The organism is Candidatus Leptovillus gracilis (assembly GCA_016716065.1).
GTDB classification, from domain to species: domain Bacteria; phylum Chloroflexota; class Anaerolineae; order Promineifilales; family Promineifilaceae; genus Leptovillus; species Leptovillus gracilis.
In genome coordinates, this window is sequence record JADJXA010000003.1 from 178373 (window position 1) to 197632 (window position 19260).

Consider the following 19260-nt stretch of genomic DNA (forward strand, 5'->3'; position numbering starts at 1 on the left):
GCTCGCTACCCCTTTTAGGAACGAGAAGACACCATGACAACCGATAATATCGTTTACCAATTGATACAAGAAGAAGAACAACGCCAGAAAGAAAAAATCGGCCTCATTCCCTCTGAAAACCATATGTCCCCCCAGGTAGCCGGAGTATTAGGTTCCTGCCTGTCCAGCAAATACGCCGAAGGCTACCCCGGACGGCGCTACTACGAAGGCAACCAGATCGTAGATAAGCTAGAAAACCTGGCGATTGAACGGGCTAAGACCTTGTTTGACGTACCCTTTGCCAACGTACAGGCATACTCCGGGTCGCCGGCCAATACGGCCGTGCAATATGCTTTACTAGAACCCGGCGACGCCATCATGGGGCTGACGTTGGGCGGCGGCGGCCATCTGACGCACGGTCATCCCGACGTGACCTTTTCTGGTAAGTATTTCCGGTCGGTGCAGTATAGGCTGGATGAGAACGGCCGTATAGACTTCAACCACATGCTCGCCCTGGCGCGAGAACATCAGCCCAAACTAATCATCGCGGGCACAACCTCTTATCCCTTTATGCTCGATTTTGCCCGTTTTCGCGAAGTGGCCGATGCTGTTGGGGCCTGGCTGCTGGCCGACATTTCACACATTACTGGCCTAATTATCGGCGGTGAACATTCCTCGCCCGTGCCCTACGCCGACGTGATCACGACCACCACACACAAGACGTTGCGCGGCCCACGCGGGGCCATCATCCTGGTCACTGAACGCGGGTTGGCGCGTGACGCAAAATTGGGTGCGAAGATCGACAAGGCGATCATCCCCGGCTTGCAAGGTGGCCCACACAATGCGACTACGGCCGGCATTGCCATCGCTTTAGAAGAGGCCACCCAGCCCGCTTATCGCGCTTACGCCCGGCAAATGCGCCTGAATGCCAATGCCCTGGCAGAATCTCTGTTATCTGGCGGCCTGACGCTGGCCGGAGGCGGCAGTGAAAATCACTTGATGGTGGTAGACCTGACGCCGTTAAGTGTGGGTCTGGGAACGCAGGCCGCCTATGCCCTGGATGTGGCTGGAATCTACGCCAATCGGAACACCATCCCCAACGAACCAGGCTCGCCGTTTTATCCCTCCGGTCTGCGTCTGGGTACGCCTTTGGTGACCACACGGGGGATGCAGGAAGCGGAAATGGTCCAAATCGGGCAGTGGATCACCCAGGTTGTGGCTTACGTCAAAGATGCCACGCTACCCGAAGAACCAAAAGAGCGGGGCACTTTTATCAAATCTTTCAAGAAACAGGTGGACAATGATCCCTACTTGCTGAATTTGCGCGAAAAAGTGAAATCGCTAGCGATACAATTTCCCCTCTTTGCGGAGTAAGGAGCATTCTATGACCAAAAAGCTGTTGATCAGGCAGGTACGGCCGTGGGGCGGCCCCACTGTAGATGTTCTGGTTGAGGATGGCTTAATTCAGCGGATAGAGCCGAATATTGTGGCTGACGATGGGATGGTAGTGGACGGCCGTTTTCACTTGCTGCTCCCTGGTCTTGTTAACGCCCATGCCCACTTGGACAAAAATCTGATGGGCCTGCCCTGGCATAGAAATCAACTTGCGGGTCACCGTGTCCAAGACTTCGTGGAATACGAACGGCGCGTCCAACGCGAAGTCAATCACTCGCCCCAGGTCCAATCGGCGCGGCAGGTAGAGGCATCTATTGCCACCGGCGTCACCCACATCCGCACTCACGTAGACGTAGATGCCGGTGTCGGTCTGAGAAATCTCGAAGGTGTCTTGTCCACCCGCGAACAGTACCAAGATATGCTGACCATGCAGATCGTGGCTTTCCCCCAAGGCGGTATGTTAAGTCGCCCCGGCTCCGTCGAACTGCTGGAAGAAGCCATCAAAGCTGGCGCAGATTGCGTGGGCGGCCTGGACCCGGCGGTGATAGACCGTGACCCAGTGAAGCACCTGGACACCATCTTTGGCATCGCCGCCCGTTACAACGTAGACCTGGACATCCATCTCCACGAACCGGGCATGTTGGGTGCGTTCACCGTCGAGTTGATTGCCGAACGTACCCGCGCTCTGAGCCTGCAAGGGCGGGTCACCATTAGCCACGTCTTTTGTCTGGGCACGGTTGAACAGGGTTACTTACATGCGCTGATTGACCTGTTGCTAGAAAATCGCATCACCATCATGACCCTTGGCTCCGGTCATTCGCCGTTTCCGCCCATCAAAACGCTCTATGACGCTGGGGTCTCCCTTTGCACCGGAACCGATGGCGTTCGCGACACCTGGGGACCATATTACACCATTGACATGCTGGAACGGGTGAAGTTGATGGGCTATCGCAGCGGCTTACGCAGAGACGAAGAGATTGAGATGCTCTTAAAGATAGCCACCTATGGTGGCGCGCAGGTGATGGGCGCTGCTGATTATGGCCTTGAAGTGGGGAAGCGGGCCGACTTTGTGATCTTGGGGGGCGAGACACCAGCAGAAGCGGTTATCGAACAACCCCACCGCACCTATGTAGTGAAAAACGGGAAAATCCTTGTGGCCGATGGAAGCAAGTTGTTTGATTGACCATTCACCTTTATTCTTTACTTTCCGGTAAGTCATAGGTGCTGATGGCGACCAACTTGTTCATAATTGCAGGTAGCAAAAACACAAACTGCAAGGAGGACATATGTCAATCGCCATCATCCGAACTATACAAGTTCTGGAAGAAATCGTACAAATTCTGCCTGTGGGCACGAACCTGGCTCTTTTTACATTTAATGTGGGTCATGCTCAATGGGTCCTTTCTCAGAAGCCGAGGTGCTGTTCACGGCGCATTGGTTGAATCCGGTTTCACGCCAGGCCAGGTCAGGCGGAGTTGGTCAGCGCTGCGCTATGGCGTTTGGTCCATCAGCGAACTGATCGGGCGTTGGCGCGCGATCGTCCTGCGTGAAGGGCGTTGGCAGCCCCGTGAATATGATGGCTACCGACCATTGGCCGTGGACATCACAGCTTTTTGGCGACCTAAACTCCAGGGTTGGGCCGGCAAGTTCTTTTATCGTCTAGCGAATCGGGCCGTCAAAGCGTCGGCTACGGGGTCATCACGCAGGTGGGGCAAGTGGATGGACAACGGGTTCCTTTGCTCAAGCGGATAATTCGGGTCAAGCGGTCAGAGATGAGCGAAGCCGACCTCAAGGCGGATATTTTGCGCCAGGCAAGCACCTATCTGGACGAGAAGGAAGTTTGGATTCATGATGCTGGTGTGGGATTGGCCGACGTGCAGACAGCCAACATTGCCCGGTATGTCATTCGCCAGGCGGTGAATGTAACCGGGCGACGCAACTATCTGCCGCCGGCTAAGGATCGCGGCCGACCGGCTCAATACGGTGAAAAAGTGCGTCCGTTGCCGCGGGAACGACTCGAACACCTGATAGCAGCGACGTCGCCGGATGTCAGCACGCAATTTCAATTTCAAGGACGCACCATTCAAGTTCAAGGCTGGCAAGAGCTGGTGCGTGCTGACCGAAAGTGGCCGATGCGACGCAAACCTTCACCATTTGGACCTTTTCCGACCCTTTGTATAAGAAGCCAATGGTTCTGGGCACAAACCTGGCGGCCTCGGCAGAGACGGTCTTTCTTCTCTACCTTGACCGCTGGCCCGTTGAGCAACCGCCACTGGTCGCCAAGCAAATGTTGGGATTACATCGTCAATTCGTTTTTGCCCCGTCTCAGTTCTCCGGCTGCCAGAGTTGGCGTTGTTGGTGGCTAACATCCTGACCTACCTGGCTGCGGTGCTGCCGGCGATGCCTACCGGATTTTGGGACAGGCAGCCGAAGCGCACGTCAGGACGGTTGCGGCGCGTGTTAGCCAGGGCAGTTTTTCCTAATGAATACCCCTTTTGCTGACCGACTTCGAGAAAAGCAGTCGGTTACGGCCCATTGCCCAAGGGAATTCTAGCCCATCGGCGAAGGAAACGACGCCAAACGGCTCCCTGAAACGGTATTTGGCGCTATTTTCGCCCACATTGTTAAAGTTCTTTGAGCCAAAGCTGGGCTTTGGATTGTTCGTTTTGCCCTTTTGGGGCAAGCAGTTACCGGAAAGTAAAGTTATTCATTTGTGGGTTTATGCTAACTACTCACCCGGTTCTTCGACTATTCCTGATGGATGTGGGGCGATTGTTTTTGTTTGGTACAATAAAGGCTCAGGTGAATTGTCCTCAGTTTTGTGGGCTTTTAACCAGATTTCATTCCATGTCATGATTTAGCTCTATCGAACAAAGGAATAGGGGAGATTGACGAGGATTTCTGTGATGAAAAAGGCTATCGTTATTCTTGTAAATGGAGAAGTGCTTTCTAACAAGTTCAGCTCAACGATTGACAACCAACGCGACAAAGCCCATGAATTGGCCGAAGTATTGCTGCCAATTTTCCAGAGTGATGTGCAAGTAGCGATTTTGCATGGCAATAAGCCGCAGGTTGGTTATGTGTTATACCGGTCTGAGTTGGCCAGCCATGCCTTGCATTCTATTCCCCTAGACGTTTGTGGCGCGGACACACAAGGGGCCACCGGCTATATGCTGATGCAGTCGCTGCATAATGTTTTGGCAGAAAACCAATTGAACCGCCCCGTTATGTCCGTTGTCACCCAAACCGTTGTGGATTCTGAAGATCCGCTTTTTAATCAACCAACCAAGGCAATCGGGCCATTTTTTGACAAAGACAAAGCGGAACAGCATCGACAAAGTCGGGGCTGGCATATGCTGCTTGAACCTGGACGCGGCTATCGGCGAGCAGTCTCGTCGCCGGTTCCTCTCGAGATTGTGGAGATGGAAGGGATCAAACAGTTGGTGGAAAGTGGCACCATTGTAATTGCGGCTGGTGGTGGGGGTATCCCGGTCGTGCGCGGGAACAACGGCCGTCTTCAAGGCGTAGAAGCAGTGGTAGATACGGATCGTGTGGGCTGCATGATGGCCGTGCAGTTGCGTGCCCCCCTGCTGCTCATGGTTATTGACCGCAATGACAAATTTGCCCTCATGGGACTCAATACAGAGCAACAAAGACATTTGTCACTTGAAGACCTGGATTCGCTCTTGAGTCAGGAGACGTTTGTTTCACAAATGGTTGAAGGTAAATTGCAAGCTGCTGCGAATTTTTTGCACAGCGGTGGGGAGCAAGTGATTATCACCACGCTGCGTAAATTGCCGGCAACACTGGACGGCAAAGCGGGTTTGCGAATCGGAATGAAACAAGGGTCGAGTGGTTTATTTGTTTGAGATTGGACCACAAGAATGACAAAGTGATTGTTTTTCATGAATGCACACAAACCCTTACCCGAAGATGATACACGCGCTGTGATGGATGACGAACGAATCATGTGGGACCTGGTTTCGGAGATTAGCCAGGGTTTGCAGATGTCTTTTGCTTCTATTAAAGCAGCTGTTTCCAGTCTTTTGGATGGCAATATTTTTTGGGATCAGGCCGCACAACATGAATTTATGCAGACAATTGATAAAAGTGTGGATGACAGCTCTAGTTTAACGGCCGTGATGACCCTGGCGATGCGCTGTGAAAGCCAAACCCTCATCGTTCATCGTGAACCCAACAGCCTCCAAGAGATATTGTCCCAGGCGAAAGATCTGGTGCAAAAAGATTTACCGGACGCAATCATTGAACTCTCATTGCCCACAGAAACGCGCCCGGCGTTTGTAGATTTCGAGTATTTGCGGATGGCACTGCGATTGTTAATCGAAGTCTTGCTTAGCGCCAATGTCAAATCTTGCGCACCAATGTCAATTCAAATGCTAGAAAAGGCCACTGAATGGCAGCTTGTAATTGAAACTGATTCTTCTGGCCTGACCAATGACCTCATCAATTGGTTATCTCACCATGCCCCTGAACGATTCCTCTTCCCTATCAATCTGCGCGCCGAAATCAAGTTAAAGGCATTGGTTTCGTATCAATTATTGACATTGCAGGCAATAAAACTGACAACGTCTAGTGCAGTTGAAGAAGTCACATCCCTGGTTCTATACGTCCCGTATGTAACAGAAGCCTAGATGGAAGCGATACAGACATTACTTATCGGTGATCAACCAGCGATCTTGCGTACCTTGCGCCGGAATCTTTCCGGTAGAGGGTATGAGGTGTCTATTGCTTTAGATGACCGAGACGTTTTTGAGGCTGTCAGGGATGTGAAGTTTGACCTATTTATTCTGCTGTTGGATTTTGCGACTGTTGAAGTAGATGGTTTGGTAATTTGTCGTCAAATTCGTGAATTAACGCACGCGCCTATCATTGTTCTCTCGGCAATTGGGGCTGAACAAACGAAAATCAAAGCGTTGGATTTAGGCGCCGATGATTACGTGGAGATGCCTTTTAGTATGGAGGAGTTTTTGGCGCGGGTACGATCCTCTTTGCGACGATGGACAATTCAAAGAAATGAGCATCGGCCGGCTAAACACGCCGTAGCCTGTAACGATTTATATATTGACGGTGATAGTCATCAGGTTTCCTTAAGAGGTGAAGAGATTCATTTAACGCCTACAGAGTTCAAGTTGTTATATTATTTGGCTCAGAATCAGGGAAAAGTTATCACGCATCGTTCAATTTTACAGGTAGTCTGGGGGCCTGAATATGGCAATGAACGGGAATATCTGCGAGTCTTTATATCACAACTGCGTCGCAAGATTGAAGATGACCCTTTGCGTCCAACATATGTCCTTACCGAGCCAGGTGTTGGTTATCGTTTCGCCTGACGAGTGGTTTGTGAATAGGCTACCAGCGCATACCTGACTCGTGTTTTCAGCGATACCTCCGCGGGTTTGCACCCAGGCACTTTCTCTCTGTCCATACGATTAAAATATGTACGGTGAGTTGGGGAGGGAAAAAGGGCGGAATGAAGGGGAAAAAGAAGGCGAAAACGGCCGTTTTCCGAGCATCCATCGAGGAAGAAAACGGCCGTTGCCTCAGCCCAACCAGAATGCGGATACGCCATTTTCTAACCGCTCCAGTTGGCTAAATCCTGGTCAATCTCCGCCAGATCAACCAATATCGTTTGGGAAACGCGCCAATTACGGCCGTTTCCCTCTTCATCAGTCATCAGCCGGCTGGCCATTATCTGGGCGTCTTTTACCCAGCCCCACGCGCCATGCCCACGTATGCAATTTGCCAATTACCCTGCCTCGGGACAACGGCCTCTGTTTTGCGACGTAAGGTATCCAGAACAGCGCCATCCATTGGCTTAGGCGACCATTTACACTCGCCCAAAATGAGCGTTTTTTCCATGTTATTGATGCCGACGACATCTACTTGGGCCGTTTTGTCCCAATAGCTGCCCACCTGATTCACCAAAAAAGGCAGCTTACCGGCCGCCCCAGCCCGCAGAACCCATTCCCGGCAGAGTTCTTCCCACGTATGCGTCCCAATAAAATCAAGCAGATGTCGTTTGATTTCAGCCAGGGCTGGCTCTTGTATTCCCAAAGCCAATTGGGTTTGGCGTGCTGCCAGAAAACGATAATAAAAACGGAGATAGGGGTCAGAAATATGATAACGGCTTTGACGCGATTGGATGCCGGCCGTTACCGGAATGCGCCGCGCGATAAAACCGGCCGTTTCTAATACGCTGAGATAGCTGGAGACATGGCCTTGCGCTAAACCCGTAAACGTTTTTATCTCTTTTTGCGTCCGGTAGCCATTGGCAATGGCGTTGAAAAGGGCGATGTAATTATCGGGTTCGCGCACAAAATCTTGCAGCAACAAACGTGGTTCAGCTTGCATCAGATTATTGGCGGTCAGCAGCTGGTGGCGTATGTTTTCCGACAGGGAGACAGTTTGGTCCAGGCGTTCCCAATAAGCTGGAATGCCGCCAAACATGGCATAAATGGCAACTCTTTCCGCCGCATCATAATCCGGGAAATACAGCCGGCTTGTACCAAAGGGCAGCGGCTGCACGTGCAGTTGTGCGCTGGCGCGTCCATATAAAGGCGCCTGATAATCTAGAATTTGTTTTTGCATCATGCCCAGATGCGAGCCGCTTAAGATGAGCATGATATTTTTTTGTTTAAGGTGATGATCCCACGTGTTCTGTAGCAGACCGGCTAACTCCGGCGTTCGCGCTAATAGATAGGTGAATTCATCAATAATGAGGGTGAAGCGTTCCCCTTCAGCCAATCGGGCAACCCGTTCAAACGCCTGTTCCCAGGACTGGTAACTAAAATCGGTCAGCACGGTTCCTTCTGGATGTTCAAACCGATAAAGCGCTTGCGAGAATTGGCGCAGCTGCGCCGTAGCTGAATCAGGTTGCGCCACCCAATACAAGGCATGGGCGATTGGTGTTGTTTGCAGCCAATGGGTGAGCAGCCTTGTTTTGCCGACACGCCGCCGCCCATACACGATGAGCAAAGCGGACTCGTGACGCTGTTGATAGGTATTGAGGGTCTGTATCTCTGAAGTACGGCCAATGAATGGGTGCACAAAGTTATTATACATGTAAAACATTATAATTACTATGTATGAAATACCATTGCAGCATGCACGTCATTTGAGGGCAGAGAAAGTGAGAAATCGCGGTAGCAAACGGCCGTGGCCTAAGCACATAAGCACAACCAGGACGGTGACAACCGTGGAGCAAAGCAACTGGCCCGTAATTTCCCTCCCCACAGCGCCGTAGACAGACAGGTTTATAAGATACCGTAGTCAGATAGTCAAAATAACCCTTGGTTTGTTGGGCACGTAGAATATGAGGTCAAAGCCTGACTTTTGTTGGTTATTATCGTTCGACTTATTGCGTATTTACGCCTTATCGGCATCGCCCCCGATTATCGCAGTTAGCTGAGTTTGCCCCCGGTTTGAAATGGTCTCCAGATAGACGCTTGCAGATGGCGTTTTTTCGCCAGAAAAGAACTTATGTGCTATGAGTTTGCCATCCCTAATAAAAGGATGCCGTTATCATGGCCGAGTTAACCCGACAGGACATTATCAAACTTGTCGCCGCAGCCCACCAACCCATCCGTTTGCGCGGTGTTGATCTCTCAGGACTAGATCTGTCATATCTAGACCTGTCCCACGTCGATTTCTCCTACGCCAACTTGAAAGAAGCTGATTTATCACGAACAGACCTGCATCATGCGGCCTTTTTTAGCGCCAATCTCACTGAAGCGAATCTGTCTGAGGCGGTTTTGAGGTATGCCGATTTAATTAGCGCTAACCTGAGCCATGCTAATCTCAGCCAGGCAGATTTGGTGCAAGCAGCCTTCTTTGCTGCAAACTTACAGGGAGCCAACCTGGCGCAGGTACGATTTGAAGAGGCTCACTTTGATGGGGTGTACGCGGATGACGCCACTGTATGGCCTGAAGGTTTCAACGAGAAGAACCACGATCTGTTCGAGAAGGCCCATTGATGGTTCCGGTGATCTATGCCAGTGTCTGATTTCCTGCTTGGGGGTTTGGGCCAAAACCCCCGAAATGGTATAGATGTCGTATTGACCGCCGCGCTCGGCGCAGTAGGCCAGCCGCCCGCCGTCAGGCGACCAGCCGTGCAGGTAGCTGGGGCCTTTTTCGGTAACTAATACAGACTCGCCACCGGCCCGAGGCAGAATGTAGATGCGCGATGCGGCGTCTTCATGGGTGTGGTGGCTGACGGCAAGCTGGCTGTTGTCTGGCGAGAGGACGTGGTCGTTGTTGCAGTCAGTGGCAAAGCCGGTGTCAATCTCCCAGATTGCGCCAGTTGCCAGTTCATAGGTGTACATCCGCCCCCGCTGTTGTAGATGAGGTAACGGCCGTCGCTCGTCCAGTTTGGCGCTTCGATGATAGGGTACTAAACATATTTGCGTAGAAATATACGCTAAGAGTATTTTATCTGGAGAGTTTATGCTGACAAATGAAAACGACCGTTTTCTTGAGTTGCTTTGATCAATGATAATCACTACAACTTAGTTCGTATTGAACTAAATTACGGGCAAAATATGGTTATCTTGATTCACAAAGCCCTTAGCGTATATTTTTCTGCGCGTTTATGCACAGTACCCTAATGGGGGCTGAAAACGGCGTTTTCAGCCCCCTATTCTCGTTCTGCGGTCCTTGATGACCCGAAGATTGGGGAACGGAATTTGGTGTTTCCTGATCTCCATGAATCTCGGGATTCGCTATTGCCCTCGTTGCATCTAATCACAAGCGTGTTGGGAGGAAACTAAACCCATCCTACGAGATACGCAAAGTAAGATTCTTTTTGAGTCAATGCGCGTTCTAATTGTCGTTGGCCGAATGACCAATTTTCTGCTCTTCGGATTAAATAACCTACAGGAAATTGGAGATTGAACCAATCTCCAATCTCAATTTTGACGTTGTTTAATTTTCATCCTTTATCGTGCCGTCTTGCCTGCCAGGAGCCGGTAATTGGTCAGGAACAAGACCAGCAGCCCACTGCCCCAATACACCAACTGCATCCCCGGCTTGCTGCTATCCGTACCAGCCATCACCCCATGCACCGTCGCCGCCACATAGATGACAAAGGTCAGGTAGTGCAACTGCCGCCAGCGCTTCTGCCCCAACTGCTTACGAAAGTTAAAGCTGAGGGAGGTAAAGATCATGAAGTATAGACTGAGAATGCCTATCCCGACCCAACCGGGTCGGTAGGGACCAATAAAAGGAATGGTCACATCGGCCCGCGAGTAAGGGTAATAGCTGTCGAACAGCAGCGCCAGAGCGTGCAGAGCAGTAAAGGCGACCGCCAGCCAGGAGAGGAGGTTGTGCATCGCCAGGGACAGCACGGCCGGGACCGTCTCCTTAATGATTTTACTGCTGAGCAACAGCCCCCACACGGTAGACCCGGTCAGGAGCAAATAGGCTACCGTACCCGCCGAACGTGACAGGTACCAGGGCGTCTTGGTCGTCAAGCCCACAAAAAGGGCGATTTGCGAACCGATGGGGGTGATGGTCAGGAGTAACCAACCCCCGCCCAGCAACAGCAGGCCGCCTAACAGGCCCAGCAGTAGACTGCCGACAAAAGCGCGCAGGGTGGCCATACGGCCGTTCGTCGTTGAAGGTTCTATCGTCGTCATTCTCAATCTCCCAAAAAGCGATCCGCAGATTTCACCGATTAAAGAAAGAAATCTGGGTTATGCCATGTCTGCCGGGCTGCCTTGCAACACCGCGTACATAGGCGGTGTTACCAGGATACGGCCATCATCCGTCACCATCAGCCCGGCCAGCTCCATTTCCAATAAGGCCGCCAGCCCGTCGGCCGAACCGGCCACCAGAGTCGCCGTCGCCCAGGCTTCGGCCTGCGCCGCGTCTTCGGCCAGAATAGTGACGGTGAGAGCATCGGTGACTACCGGTTGGCCGGTGGTCGGGTCCAACAGATGATGGGCCAGACGACCGTTGTGCTGCCAGCGCCGGTAATCAATGCCCGAAGTCGCCAGGGCCGCTTCCGCCAACCAGAACGAGGCCAGGTCAGGCCGCGCTGCGCCTGCGCCCGACCACGGGGCACTGATGGCTACCGGCCAGCCGGGATAACCCTGTGGGGCGGCTCCGACCGCCAGGTCGCCGCCCGCGTCTACCAGGCAGGGACCGGAGGCGCGCAAGTGGGCGACGGCCGTCTGCGCCGTATAACCCTTGGCGATGCCGCCCAAATCCACACCCACACCCGGCGGCAGGCAGATGGCGCGGCGCGTTTCATCCAGCTGCACGTCGGCCCATTGGCCTGTTAACAAGGCGGCGGTGGACCAGGAGTCGTTGCCCATGCCGCGCGCCACGTTTTCAAAACTGTCTCTATATCCCGCATGCAGCATTCCATTAATCAGCGTGGGGTCGAAACGGCCGTCGGTCAGCGCCGCCATCCCCAGAGCCAGGGTCAACACGTCCCACAACACGTCGGCGACCACTACCCATTGCCCACTACGGCCGTTCAGCCGCGAGAGTTCGCTGTCCGGCCGAAAGCGGCTGAGCGTCTGCTCGTGGGCGGCGAACAGGGCCGCCACGTCAGCGAAAGCCTGGGCGGCCACGTCCGGTTCGGCCTCCAACCAGACTGCCATCTGGCAGCCCATAGCCCAGAATTGATGCGTTTGCCAGGTGGCAGGGGGCATTTCGGATTTTGGATTCTGGATTTCGGAATAGGGTTTACGTTTTATGGTCTACGGCTCCCTGTCGCTTACTGCGACGATCGCGTGCGGGCTACCGGTTGAATTTGTGGCTGCACCGCTTGCGGGATGGGTGGCAGTTCGATTTGCACGCCGCGCCCGGCGGGGGGCAGGGCGATGGTAGACGTTTCCGCGGCCGGGACCATGATGGTGGTGGGGGCGGTAGAGTTGACGGCCGTTGCCGGCTGCCCCACGTCTTGTAAAGACAGCAGCCGCGTTCCGGCCAGGGTGGCAATGACGCTGCCCGTCAGCAGCACGGCGGCCAGAGCGCCTGTTTGTTGTTTGGGTCGGGCGGAGGATTTTGTTGTTGGTTTAGTCATCGTCGTATTCCTCGTGTTCGTGTTCTTCATGTTCTTCGTGTTCGCCATTGTCGTCGCCGCCGGTAAAGGCCGGGGCGCTGTTGGCGTTGGCGCTGTTGATGTCGTTTTGTAGCTGCAAAATCGTCTGGTTAGCGGCGTCGAGTTGGGCCTGGTAGACCGTCTCGCGCTCTTGCATGGTGCGCACTGTCTGCTCCAGTTGGACGCTGTATTCCTGCCAGGCTTGCAGCGCTTCTTCGTTTGTCAGGCTGCCTGTTTCAGGCAGGGGCAGGTCGGTGGTTGTGGTGGATATGGTCGTGGTGGGAACGGCCGTTGTGCTGCCCCCCGCCGCCCGCAAATTACCAAAGCCCAACGCTAACAATGTGATGAGGACCAGGCCGGTCAACGTCCCGGCCGCTAAAATACCTTTCGTGCGATTCATTGTAGTACCTCTTTTTAGTCTGGTAGTCAGTTAGTCTGGTAGTCAAGAAGTTAATTGTCCGACTACGGGACTAACCGACTAATCATCATGATTTTCAGAGATGGCTCAGCCACCGGTGAGCAGTCGTTTTAGAAATGTTTTTGTACCGTTTACGACTCCCGTTACAAAGTATTGTGTGCGTAACGATGGGTATCTTAGCCCATATAGGGTGTCGCTGGGTTAAATGCAGCCTAAACAATGCTAAATCTACCTTAAATCTGGCGGTGGGCGGGGTACGGGTAACAACTGTACGATATCCGCCCACCTCTCGAGTGCAACACGACATTCTATAGCAGAATATAGACCTTTTAGAAGTAGTGTTACTCGAGAGGGTGGCGCTCGTTATACGTTTGTTACCCGTGCCTCGTTTTGCGGCGTTCACGCCCCCATTTTGGCAAACGTCTGGCAACTCGCCCTGGTATAGTGGGCCAATTGAGGCACTTATGCGTTTCATAAAAACTTTTGTTCTGCGCCTGGTGATAGACCCGGATGTTCCTGACCTTTTGTGCGGTGATTTGCAACGGCCGTCAGACCGGGAGGTGTTCCCTTTCAAAGACAAAACGGAGCTAATCGCCCTGCTGCATCAACTGAGCGTCACCGCAGTACAAAATCAAGATTCAGATACAAGGAGACCCTTTCATGAAAGCGAAACTGTTGCTTAGTCTTTCCGGCGGTTTGATCATACTGGTCATCTGGCTGGGCCTGTCGCCGGCAGCCGAGGCTGTGCCCCAGGACTGTACCCCAACCACCCAGCACAACGGCTGGATTACCAGCGACGAGACATGGTGTCTGGCCACCGGCAGCGTGCATACCGTGAGCGATTACGTCGCCGTTCAGGCCGGCGTCACCGTGACCATTGAACCCGGCGTCACCGTGAAAACCGCCAACCATATCTACGTGGATGGCGATCTTCAGGCGGTGGGCACGGCCGTTCAACCCATCATCTTCACCTCGGCGGCCGACAGCGGGCCGGGCGAGTGGTGGGGAATGGAGTTTCGCGGCGGCACGGGCCATTTGCGCTATGTCACGGTACGCTATGCCACCGATTACACCATCCTGGCGCAAAACATCCAGTCCGGTGAATTGTTGATTGAAAACAGCCAGATCATGGATGGCGGCCTGGTTAATTCCATCCGTGACGAAGGCATCCGCGTCTTTTACAGCCATGTGACCCTTAGCGACACAACGTTCAGCGGGTTGGGAACCGGCGGCTACCCGTTGTACATCGTCGGGCCAACCAGCGCCGTCACGCTGACCAACAACACCTTCAGCAACAATTTCGTAGACCGCGTGTACCTGAACAATGATGCCATGAGCGGGCAGAACGTGACCCTTACGCCGCAAAATGGGCTGGAAGGGTACGAATTTGGCTACTGGGTGATTCCCGCCGGTGTTGTCTTGACGGTGGAACCGGGCGTTACGCTCATGGGCAGCGATACGCTTTATATAGATGGTAACTTGCAAGCGCTGGGCACGGCCGTTCAGCCCATCCTCTTCACATCTGCGGCCAACAGCGCCCCGAACGAGTGGAATGGCCTCCGGTTTCGCGGCGGCGACGGCCATTTGCGCCACGTCACGGTGCGCTACGGCCATGATGCGAATATCGCTGCCGAAAACATTCAGGCGGGTGAATTATTAATTGAAGACAGCCAGATAATAGATGCCGGGTCGGTGGGCATTATACTCAACGGCGGCCTCAATATTAATAACAGCAACGTCACCGTCCGGCGCACTGAATTCAGCGATTTGGGCCGGTGGGGGTATGCGGTGGCCGTAATCGGTGAACTGAGCCACGTAACGATAGAAGAAAGCACCATTTTGCGCAGCCACAGCGGCCTATTGGTGTTTACGGCCACGCAGGTGCATCTGCGTAACGTGGCTTTCTCCGACCTGGCCGCTTACGGCCTGGTGGTGCGCAACCACGGCGCGCTCAGCGGCGAGCATGTCACCCTGAGCGATATTGTCAACGAGGCGCTGTGGGTGTATGAACTCAATTCCACCGCCACGCTGACCAACTCCATCATTGCCCTGAGTGGAACCGGCGCGCGAACCGACGCCTATGGCGCCATCACGCTGGATACTGTCTTGCTGACGCAAAACGAAGCGGCCGCCATCGGCCAGGTCACGGAAACCAACCCGATAACCGGCCCTTCCGGGCTGATGGCTGATGGCTGCCACCTGACGCGCTATTCGGCGGCTATTGGGCAGGCCAACAGCGACGTTGCGCTGGACATTGATGGCGACGCACGGCCGTTGCCCGCCGGCACTCAACCCGACCTGGGCGCGGATGAATATCTTTACAATCCCCTGGACGTATTCGACGTAGAAAATACCGCCTTTACGCCGGTGTGGTCCTTCACCAGCGACCCGATCACCGGTGATCCGGTGGCCGAATTGCAGCAGGATTATCTGCTGCGCTACGCCTATGGCAGCCTGGCGGCCAATCCGCCCGCGCTGGCCGTAACGGTTGCCGACACGCTGCCCGCTGGGTTGAATTACGTGTCCGATACCCACTCGCCGGCCATGACCTTCACGCAGTCGGGCCAGGTCCTGACCTGGAATGTGAACCAACCGGTGCAAAAGGACGATTCGGGCGAGATCATTTTGCGCACCAACGGCGCGCCAACGGCCGGACAGACGTTATGGAACACGGCCGTTATCACCGCCGGCGCCGACGTGTATTCCCTGCCAACCAGCAGCGTCGTCCCGCTCATTGCACCCATCCTGCTCACCCCGGCACCGGCGAATATTGCTCGCGCAGCGATAACCCGGTAACGCTGCGCGGCTTTGCCCAACCGGACGTGATGGTTCGCGTCTATGAAAATGGCACTCTGGCCGCTTCCCAGGCCGTGACGGATGGCGAGTTCAACCTCAGTTATGCCTCAACGCACGTCGGAATAGACCCGACGACGCTGCTGGAAGTGCGCGCCTGTACCTTGACCGCGCCGGAGACCTGTTCCAGCCCGACAACGCTCACGCTCAAAGAGCCGCAGTCCTTCTGGTGTCCGCAGGAGTCCCGTTGGGAAGGCACGCCAACGGCCGGGCCGCTGGCCGGGCAGCATCTGGTGTATGGCTTCCGCGATGCGACCGGTGAATTTTCCAGCCAGAACTGGCAGATCCCCGGCGTTTATGGCTTTTGGGACACCGACCTGACGTTGACTGCCGGTTATTGCCCCGACACAGCCACCCCGCCAACGGCCGTTTGGGTCATCGCCGACGGAATCCAATACGAGCCGCAGCCCGGCGGTGGCCCCGTCTATCACTTCGACATTACCGGCGTGGCGCATCATGTGACCATCGCCTCTAACTGTGACGAAGTTTTCGGCGTGATTTTGATTGATCCCGACGGTTATGTCTTTGACAGCACCCTGGGCTTCGACCCCGACAACCCCACCGCCCACGTCCTGCCAGGGGCCACCGTCACCGCCTATGAATACGTCCCGGCGACCGACAACTGGCGACCCTGGCCGGCGCATCTGTACAACGACCAGATCAATCCGCAGGTGGTGGGCGAGAATGGTTATTTTGCTTTCTTTACGCCGCCCGGCCAGTATTACCTGCAAGTGGCTGCGCCGGATGGCTATCAATCCTGGCGCAGCCCGGTGATTGAAGTTATTAACGAGATTGTCCATGTTAATGCGCCGCTGACGCCGGTAACAGCAACGGCCGTGCAGAACATCCCGGTGGACGAATCGGCGCTAAGTTTGCCGCAAGTGACCATTTTCGTGGGGCAGTTGGTGACATGGACGGCCGACGATTCGTGGTTGGCGCCCGATCAGTACATCAGCCTGAGCGAGAACCCGATGCAGCACATCCTGAGCGAGTTGGATCCGTTAGCGGACGTGTTGGGCTTTGACAGCGGCCGCATGATCCCCGGACAGGCTTACAGCCGCCAGTTTGTCGAGGTGGGGACTTATGAGTATACCGATGGCTACGGCCGTTCTGGGCAGATAGTGGTACGGCCGTTTCATGTCTTGCTGCCATTGGTGTTGAAATAACCAAGCAGCCATCACCACTATTGTCTTATCAGGGGCACGGGTGACAAACGTGTAACGAGCGCCACCCTCTCGAGTAACACTACTTCTAAAAGGTCTATATTCTGCTATAGAATGTCGTGTTGCACTCGAGAGGTGGGCGGATATCGTACAGTTGTTACCCGTACCCCAAAACCTGGCGTCGGGGAACAAAAAAGGCGAGGTGTTGTTCACATCTCGCCTCCAACAGAGCAATTTGCCGGGGTTATTTGAGCGACTGGCGTCTGATCGTCGCATAAAGCTGCTGCACCTCTTTTTGCGGCGCAAGACCCAGCTCTTTTTGCAGCACCTTTTCCAGGCGTTGATAGAGCTTGACGGCCGTTATGCGATCCCCCAGGGCAACGGCCGCGCGCATCCCCAGGGCAACAGCCTGCTCTTGCCAGGGATTGTGCCGCAGAACGCGGCGGCACAGGTCAAGACAGGCGGTGGGATCATGGGCCTGGAACCGGCTGTCGGCCAGAGCGAGCAGGGCAAACTCGAATTGATCGGCCAGGTCCTGGCGCAGGGGAATCGTCCATTCGGCCGTACAAAAAATGGGGAGAAATTCGCCGGTGCAAAGGGTAACGGCCGTTTCCCAATCCTTATCCCGGAAAGCCGCCGCAAATTCTTGCCAGTCGGCGGTTGAGCCAGCCGGAAGAACGAGTTTGATACGCTCGTCGTCTACATCCAGATAGCGGCAGGCAAAGCGGCGGTCAGGTAGGTCGGGTTCCAACAAGTGACGTAAAGCCGAGACGGCGTGATGGTAAAAATCCAGGGCCGCATCTGAATCCTTTTCCGGACACAGGGCGTCTGTCACTTCTTGCCGTGTCAGGGTATGGCTCTGAGTGGTTTGCAGCAGGGCCAGCAGTTCTCCGGCGCGACGCTGGCGCAAGGTCTGTTTGGGAATAGAGTTCGCGCCCACCCAAACCGAAAAGTCCCCCAGCATTTCAAATCGGAGAGGGGCCGGAACGACGCGCAGCAGTTGCTCGTATAATTCTTTACCCGTCCTGGCCAGACAAGGATCAGCCGAATCCAGAACAGCGGCGATAAAAGGCAGCACCAACGAGCGTTCCTGGCCCAGGAGAAAATCATATCCGTTACTCTGGCTGAGGCGGACGGTTTGCGCCCAGGCTGCATCGGCCTGGGGATGATTTTGGGCGAACAGTAGCGCGGCACGGTACAAACTGCCCCGCGCTAAATCAAAACCGGCTTGCAGTTCGGTGGCAAGCGCAATGGCGGACTCCAGGTCGTTCAGAGCGCTCAGCGGGTCATCGGCCGCGGCGATGGCCGTCCGGGCGCGTTCAATGAGCGCGACGGCTTGAAATTGGCGGTAATTCAGTCGAAACGTGACGGCTGCGGCGTCATCGGCCCAGGCGGCGGACGCGGCCAGATTGCCCGCGGCGCGGTAGCTGCGGCACAAACCCAGGCGGACTTCCACATTCAGGCCGGGATCGCCGGTTGCTTCCGCAATGGATCGGGCGCATTGATACAGTGGCAATACGGCCGTTAAAAATCCAGGTCCCGGTTCTACCAACCCGGCGCGTAAACAGCAGGTAAACCCCTCGCCCAGCGAACCTGGGAGCACAACCCGTTCCATCTGCTCCGCGATTTCCGCCGCCAGATCACGACGCCCGGTACTCCAATAGACCCAGGCAATGTCGGAGAGTGGGAACCAGAGTTCATCACCCAAATGGAGCGCCTGGGCCTGAGCCAGCGCTTCTTTGCCGGCCGCCAGCGTCAAGTCAAATTGACCCCGCGGCCAATAGATGTTGGTCGCCAGACTGTGGAGACATTTGTACAGCGCATACCGGTAATCCAACTGCCGCGCCAGGTCAATGGCCTGGTGATAATACAGTTCGGCGGCAGCGGGATCGCCAAGTTCGGCGGCGCAGTTGCCCAGGATGCGCAGCGCATCACAACGCGGCAATGAATCGGGTGGTGAATCGCGGATCACCTCTCTCACCAGAACCTGGGCCTCGTCGTAATGTCCCTGGCGAAAATGCAAATGCGCCAGACGTATAAGCGCCATAAAAACGTCTAATGGACGATTGGCCTGACGCGCCTGCTGCAATGACAGTTTGGCGCTCTGGATGGTAGGGCCGCTGGAGCGATCTGATTCCAATCCAATCCTGTCTTGCACAATTCCAGGTATGTTATCCATGAGACTGAATTATACGAGACTATCCAAATGTGGGGAGTAGGCAGTCGGCGTACAGCATAATGGGGCAAATACATAATAGATACCCGGCCACACGAAAGGGTATATCTATTCCGCAAGCGCTCTCTACATCGTTCTAGGCGGCAAATTCAGGAAAATTGATGGCGTTGCACATCTGAACCAATTAGAAGCCCATGTAGGCGCGTGA

General features: G+C 54.6%; 17 protein-coding genes. 10 read left to right on the plus strand and 7 right to left on the minus strand.

From position 1 onward, the window contains the following. Nucleotides 1-33: 33 nt before the first annotated feature. From IPM39_09680 to IPM39_09710, 7 genes are all read left to right on the plus strand, one after another. A complete protein-coding gene (locus tag IPM39_09680; GenBank protein MBK8986335.1) occupies nucleotides 34-1353 on the plus strand; it encodes a serine hydroxymethyltransferase in 1320 nt (439 codons plus the stop codon). A gap of 10 nt (nucleotides 1354-1363) precedes the next feature. After that, a complete protein-coding gene (locus IPM39_09685; protein MBK8986336.1) occupies nucleotides 1364-2557 on the plus strand; it encodes an amidohydrolase family protein in 1194 nt (397 codons plus the stop codon). A 589-nt stretch (nucleotides 2558-3146) separates the two neighbouring features. Continuing rightward, on the plus strand, nucleotides 3147-3740 hold the full coding sequence (locus IPM39_09690; GenBank protein MBK8986337.1) for a hypothetical protein: 594 nt from the start codon (nucleotides 3147-3149) through the stop codon (nucleotides 3738-3740). Nucleotides 3741-3869: 129 nt separating this feature from the next. Continuing rightward, the gene (locus tag IPM39_09695) at nucleotides 3870-4235 is read left to right on the plus strand and encodes a hypothetical protein (GenBank protein MBK8986338.1); all 366 of its coding nucleotides are present in this window, start codon (nucleotides 3870-3872) and stop codon (nucleotides 4233-4235) included. A gap of 45 nt (nucleotides 4236-4280) precedes the next feature. Beyond that, nucleotides 4281-5243, plus strand: a complete 963-nt coding sequence (locus IPM39_09700; GenBank protein ID MBK8986339.1) for a carbamate kinase — start codon at nucleotides 4281-4283, stop codon at nucleotides 5241-5243. A gap of 36 nt (nucleotides 5244-5279) precedes the next feature. After that, nucleotides 5280-6026, plus strand: a complete 747-nt coding sequence (locus IPM39_09705) for a hypothetical protein (GenBank protein MBK8986340.1) — start codon at nucleotides 5280-5282, stop codon at nucleotides 6024-6026. Beyond that, nucleotides 6027-6725 carry a response regulator transcription factor gene (locus IPM39_09710; GenBank protein MBK8986341.1) on the plus strand — a complete coding sequence of 233 codons (699 nt, stop codon included), beginning with the start codon at nucleotides 6027-6029 and terminating at the stop codon, nucleotides 6723-6725. Nucleotides 6726-7098: 373 nt separating this feature from the next. On the opposite strand, the gene IPM39_09715 is transcribed toward IPM39_09710, so the two are convergent. From IPM39_09715 to IPM39_09740, 6 genes are all read right to left on the minus strand, one after another. Continuing rightward, nucleotides 7099-8442, minus strand: coding sequence for an ATP-binding protein (locus IPM39_09715; GenBank protein ID MBK8986342.1), 1344 nt, complete (start codon nucleotides 8440-8442; stop codon nucleotides 7099-7101). A 794-nt stretch (nucleotides 8443-9236) separates the two neighbouring features. After that, nucleotides 9237-9716 carry a PD40 domain-containing protein gene (locus IPM39_09720; protein MBK8986343.1) on the minus strand — a complete coding sequence of 160 codons (480 nt, stop codon included), beginning with the start codon at nucleotides 9714-9716 and terminating at the stop codon, nucleotides 9237-9239. A 612-nt stretch (nucleotides 9717-10328) separates the two neighbouring features. Further along, the gene (locus IPM39_09725; GenBank protein MBK8986344.1) at nucleotides 10329-11027 is read right to left on the minus strand and encodes a ferric reductase-like transmembrane domain-containing protein; all 699 of its coding nucleotides are present in this window, start codon (nucleotides 11025-11027) and stop codon (nucleotides 10329-10331) included. Between the two features lie 57 nt (nucleotides 11028-11084). Continuing rightward, the gene (locus tag IPM39_09730) at nucleotides 11085-12050 is read right to left on the minus strand and encodes an FAD:protein FMN transferase (GenBank protein MBK8986345.1); all 966 of its coding nucleotides are present in this window, start codon (nucleotides 12048-12050) and stop codon (nucleotides 11085-11087) included. Nucleotides 12051-12115: 65 nt separating this feature from the next. After that, nucleotides 12116-12424: a hypothetical protein gene (locus IPM39_09735; protein ID MBK8986346.1), complete on the minus strand. Its 309-nt coding sequence runs from the start codon at nucleotides 12422-12424 to the stop codon at nucleotides 12116-12118. After that, the gene (locus tag IPM39_09740) at nucleotides 12417-12842 is read right to left on the minus strand and encodes a hypothetical protein (GenBank protein MBK8986347.1); all 426 of its coding nucleotides are present in this window, start codon (nucleotides 12840-12842) and stop codon (nucleotides 12417-12419) included. The genes IPM39_09735 and IPM39_09740 overlap by 8 nt, the downstream gene beginning before the upstream one ends. 482 nt (nucleotides 12843-13324) lie before the next feature. On the opposite strand from IPM39_09740, the gene IPM39_09745 reads away from it, so the two are divergent. The 3 genes from IPM39_09745 to IPM39_09755 are packed head-to-tail and all read left to right on the plus strand — an operon-like array spanning nucleotide 13325 to nucleotide 16879. Continuing rightward, nucleotides 13325-13543: a hypothetical protein gene (locus tag IPM39_09745; protein ID MBK8986348.1), complete on the plus strand. Its 219-nt coding sequence runs from the start codon at nucleotides 13325-13327 to the stop codon at nucleotides 13541-13543. After that, nucleotides 13521-15656 (plus strand): right-handed parallel beta-helix repeat-containing protein, encoded by a 2136-nt coding sequence (locus IPM39_09750; protein MBK8986349.1) that lies wholly within the window; start codon nucleotides 13521-13523, stop codon nucleotides 15654-15656. Before IPM39_09745 ends, IPM39_09750 begins: the two co-directional genes overlap by 23 nt. 29 nt (nucleotides 15657-15685) lie before the next feature. Next, nucleotides 15686-16879: a hypothetical protein gene (locus IPM39_09755; GenBank protein MBK8986350.1), complete on the plus strand. Its 1194-nt coding sequence runs from the start codon at nucleotides 15686-15688 to the stop codon at nucleotides 16877-16879. Between the two features lie 241 nt (nucleotides 16880-17120). Here IPM39_09755 and IPM39_09760 read toward each other — a convergent pair whose 3' ends face one another. Continuing rightward, the gene (locus IPM39_09760) at nucleotides 17121-19016 is read right to left on the minus strand and encodes a hypothetical protein (GenBank protein ID MBK8986351.1); all 1896 of its coding nucleotides are present in this window, start codon (nucleotides 19014-19016) and stop codon (nucleotides 17121-17123) included. Nucleotides 19017-19260 lie beyond the last annotated feature (244 nt).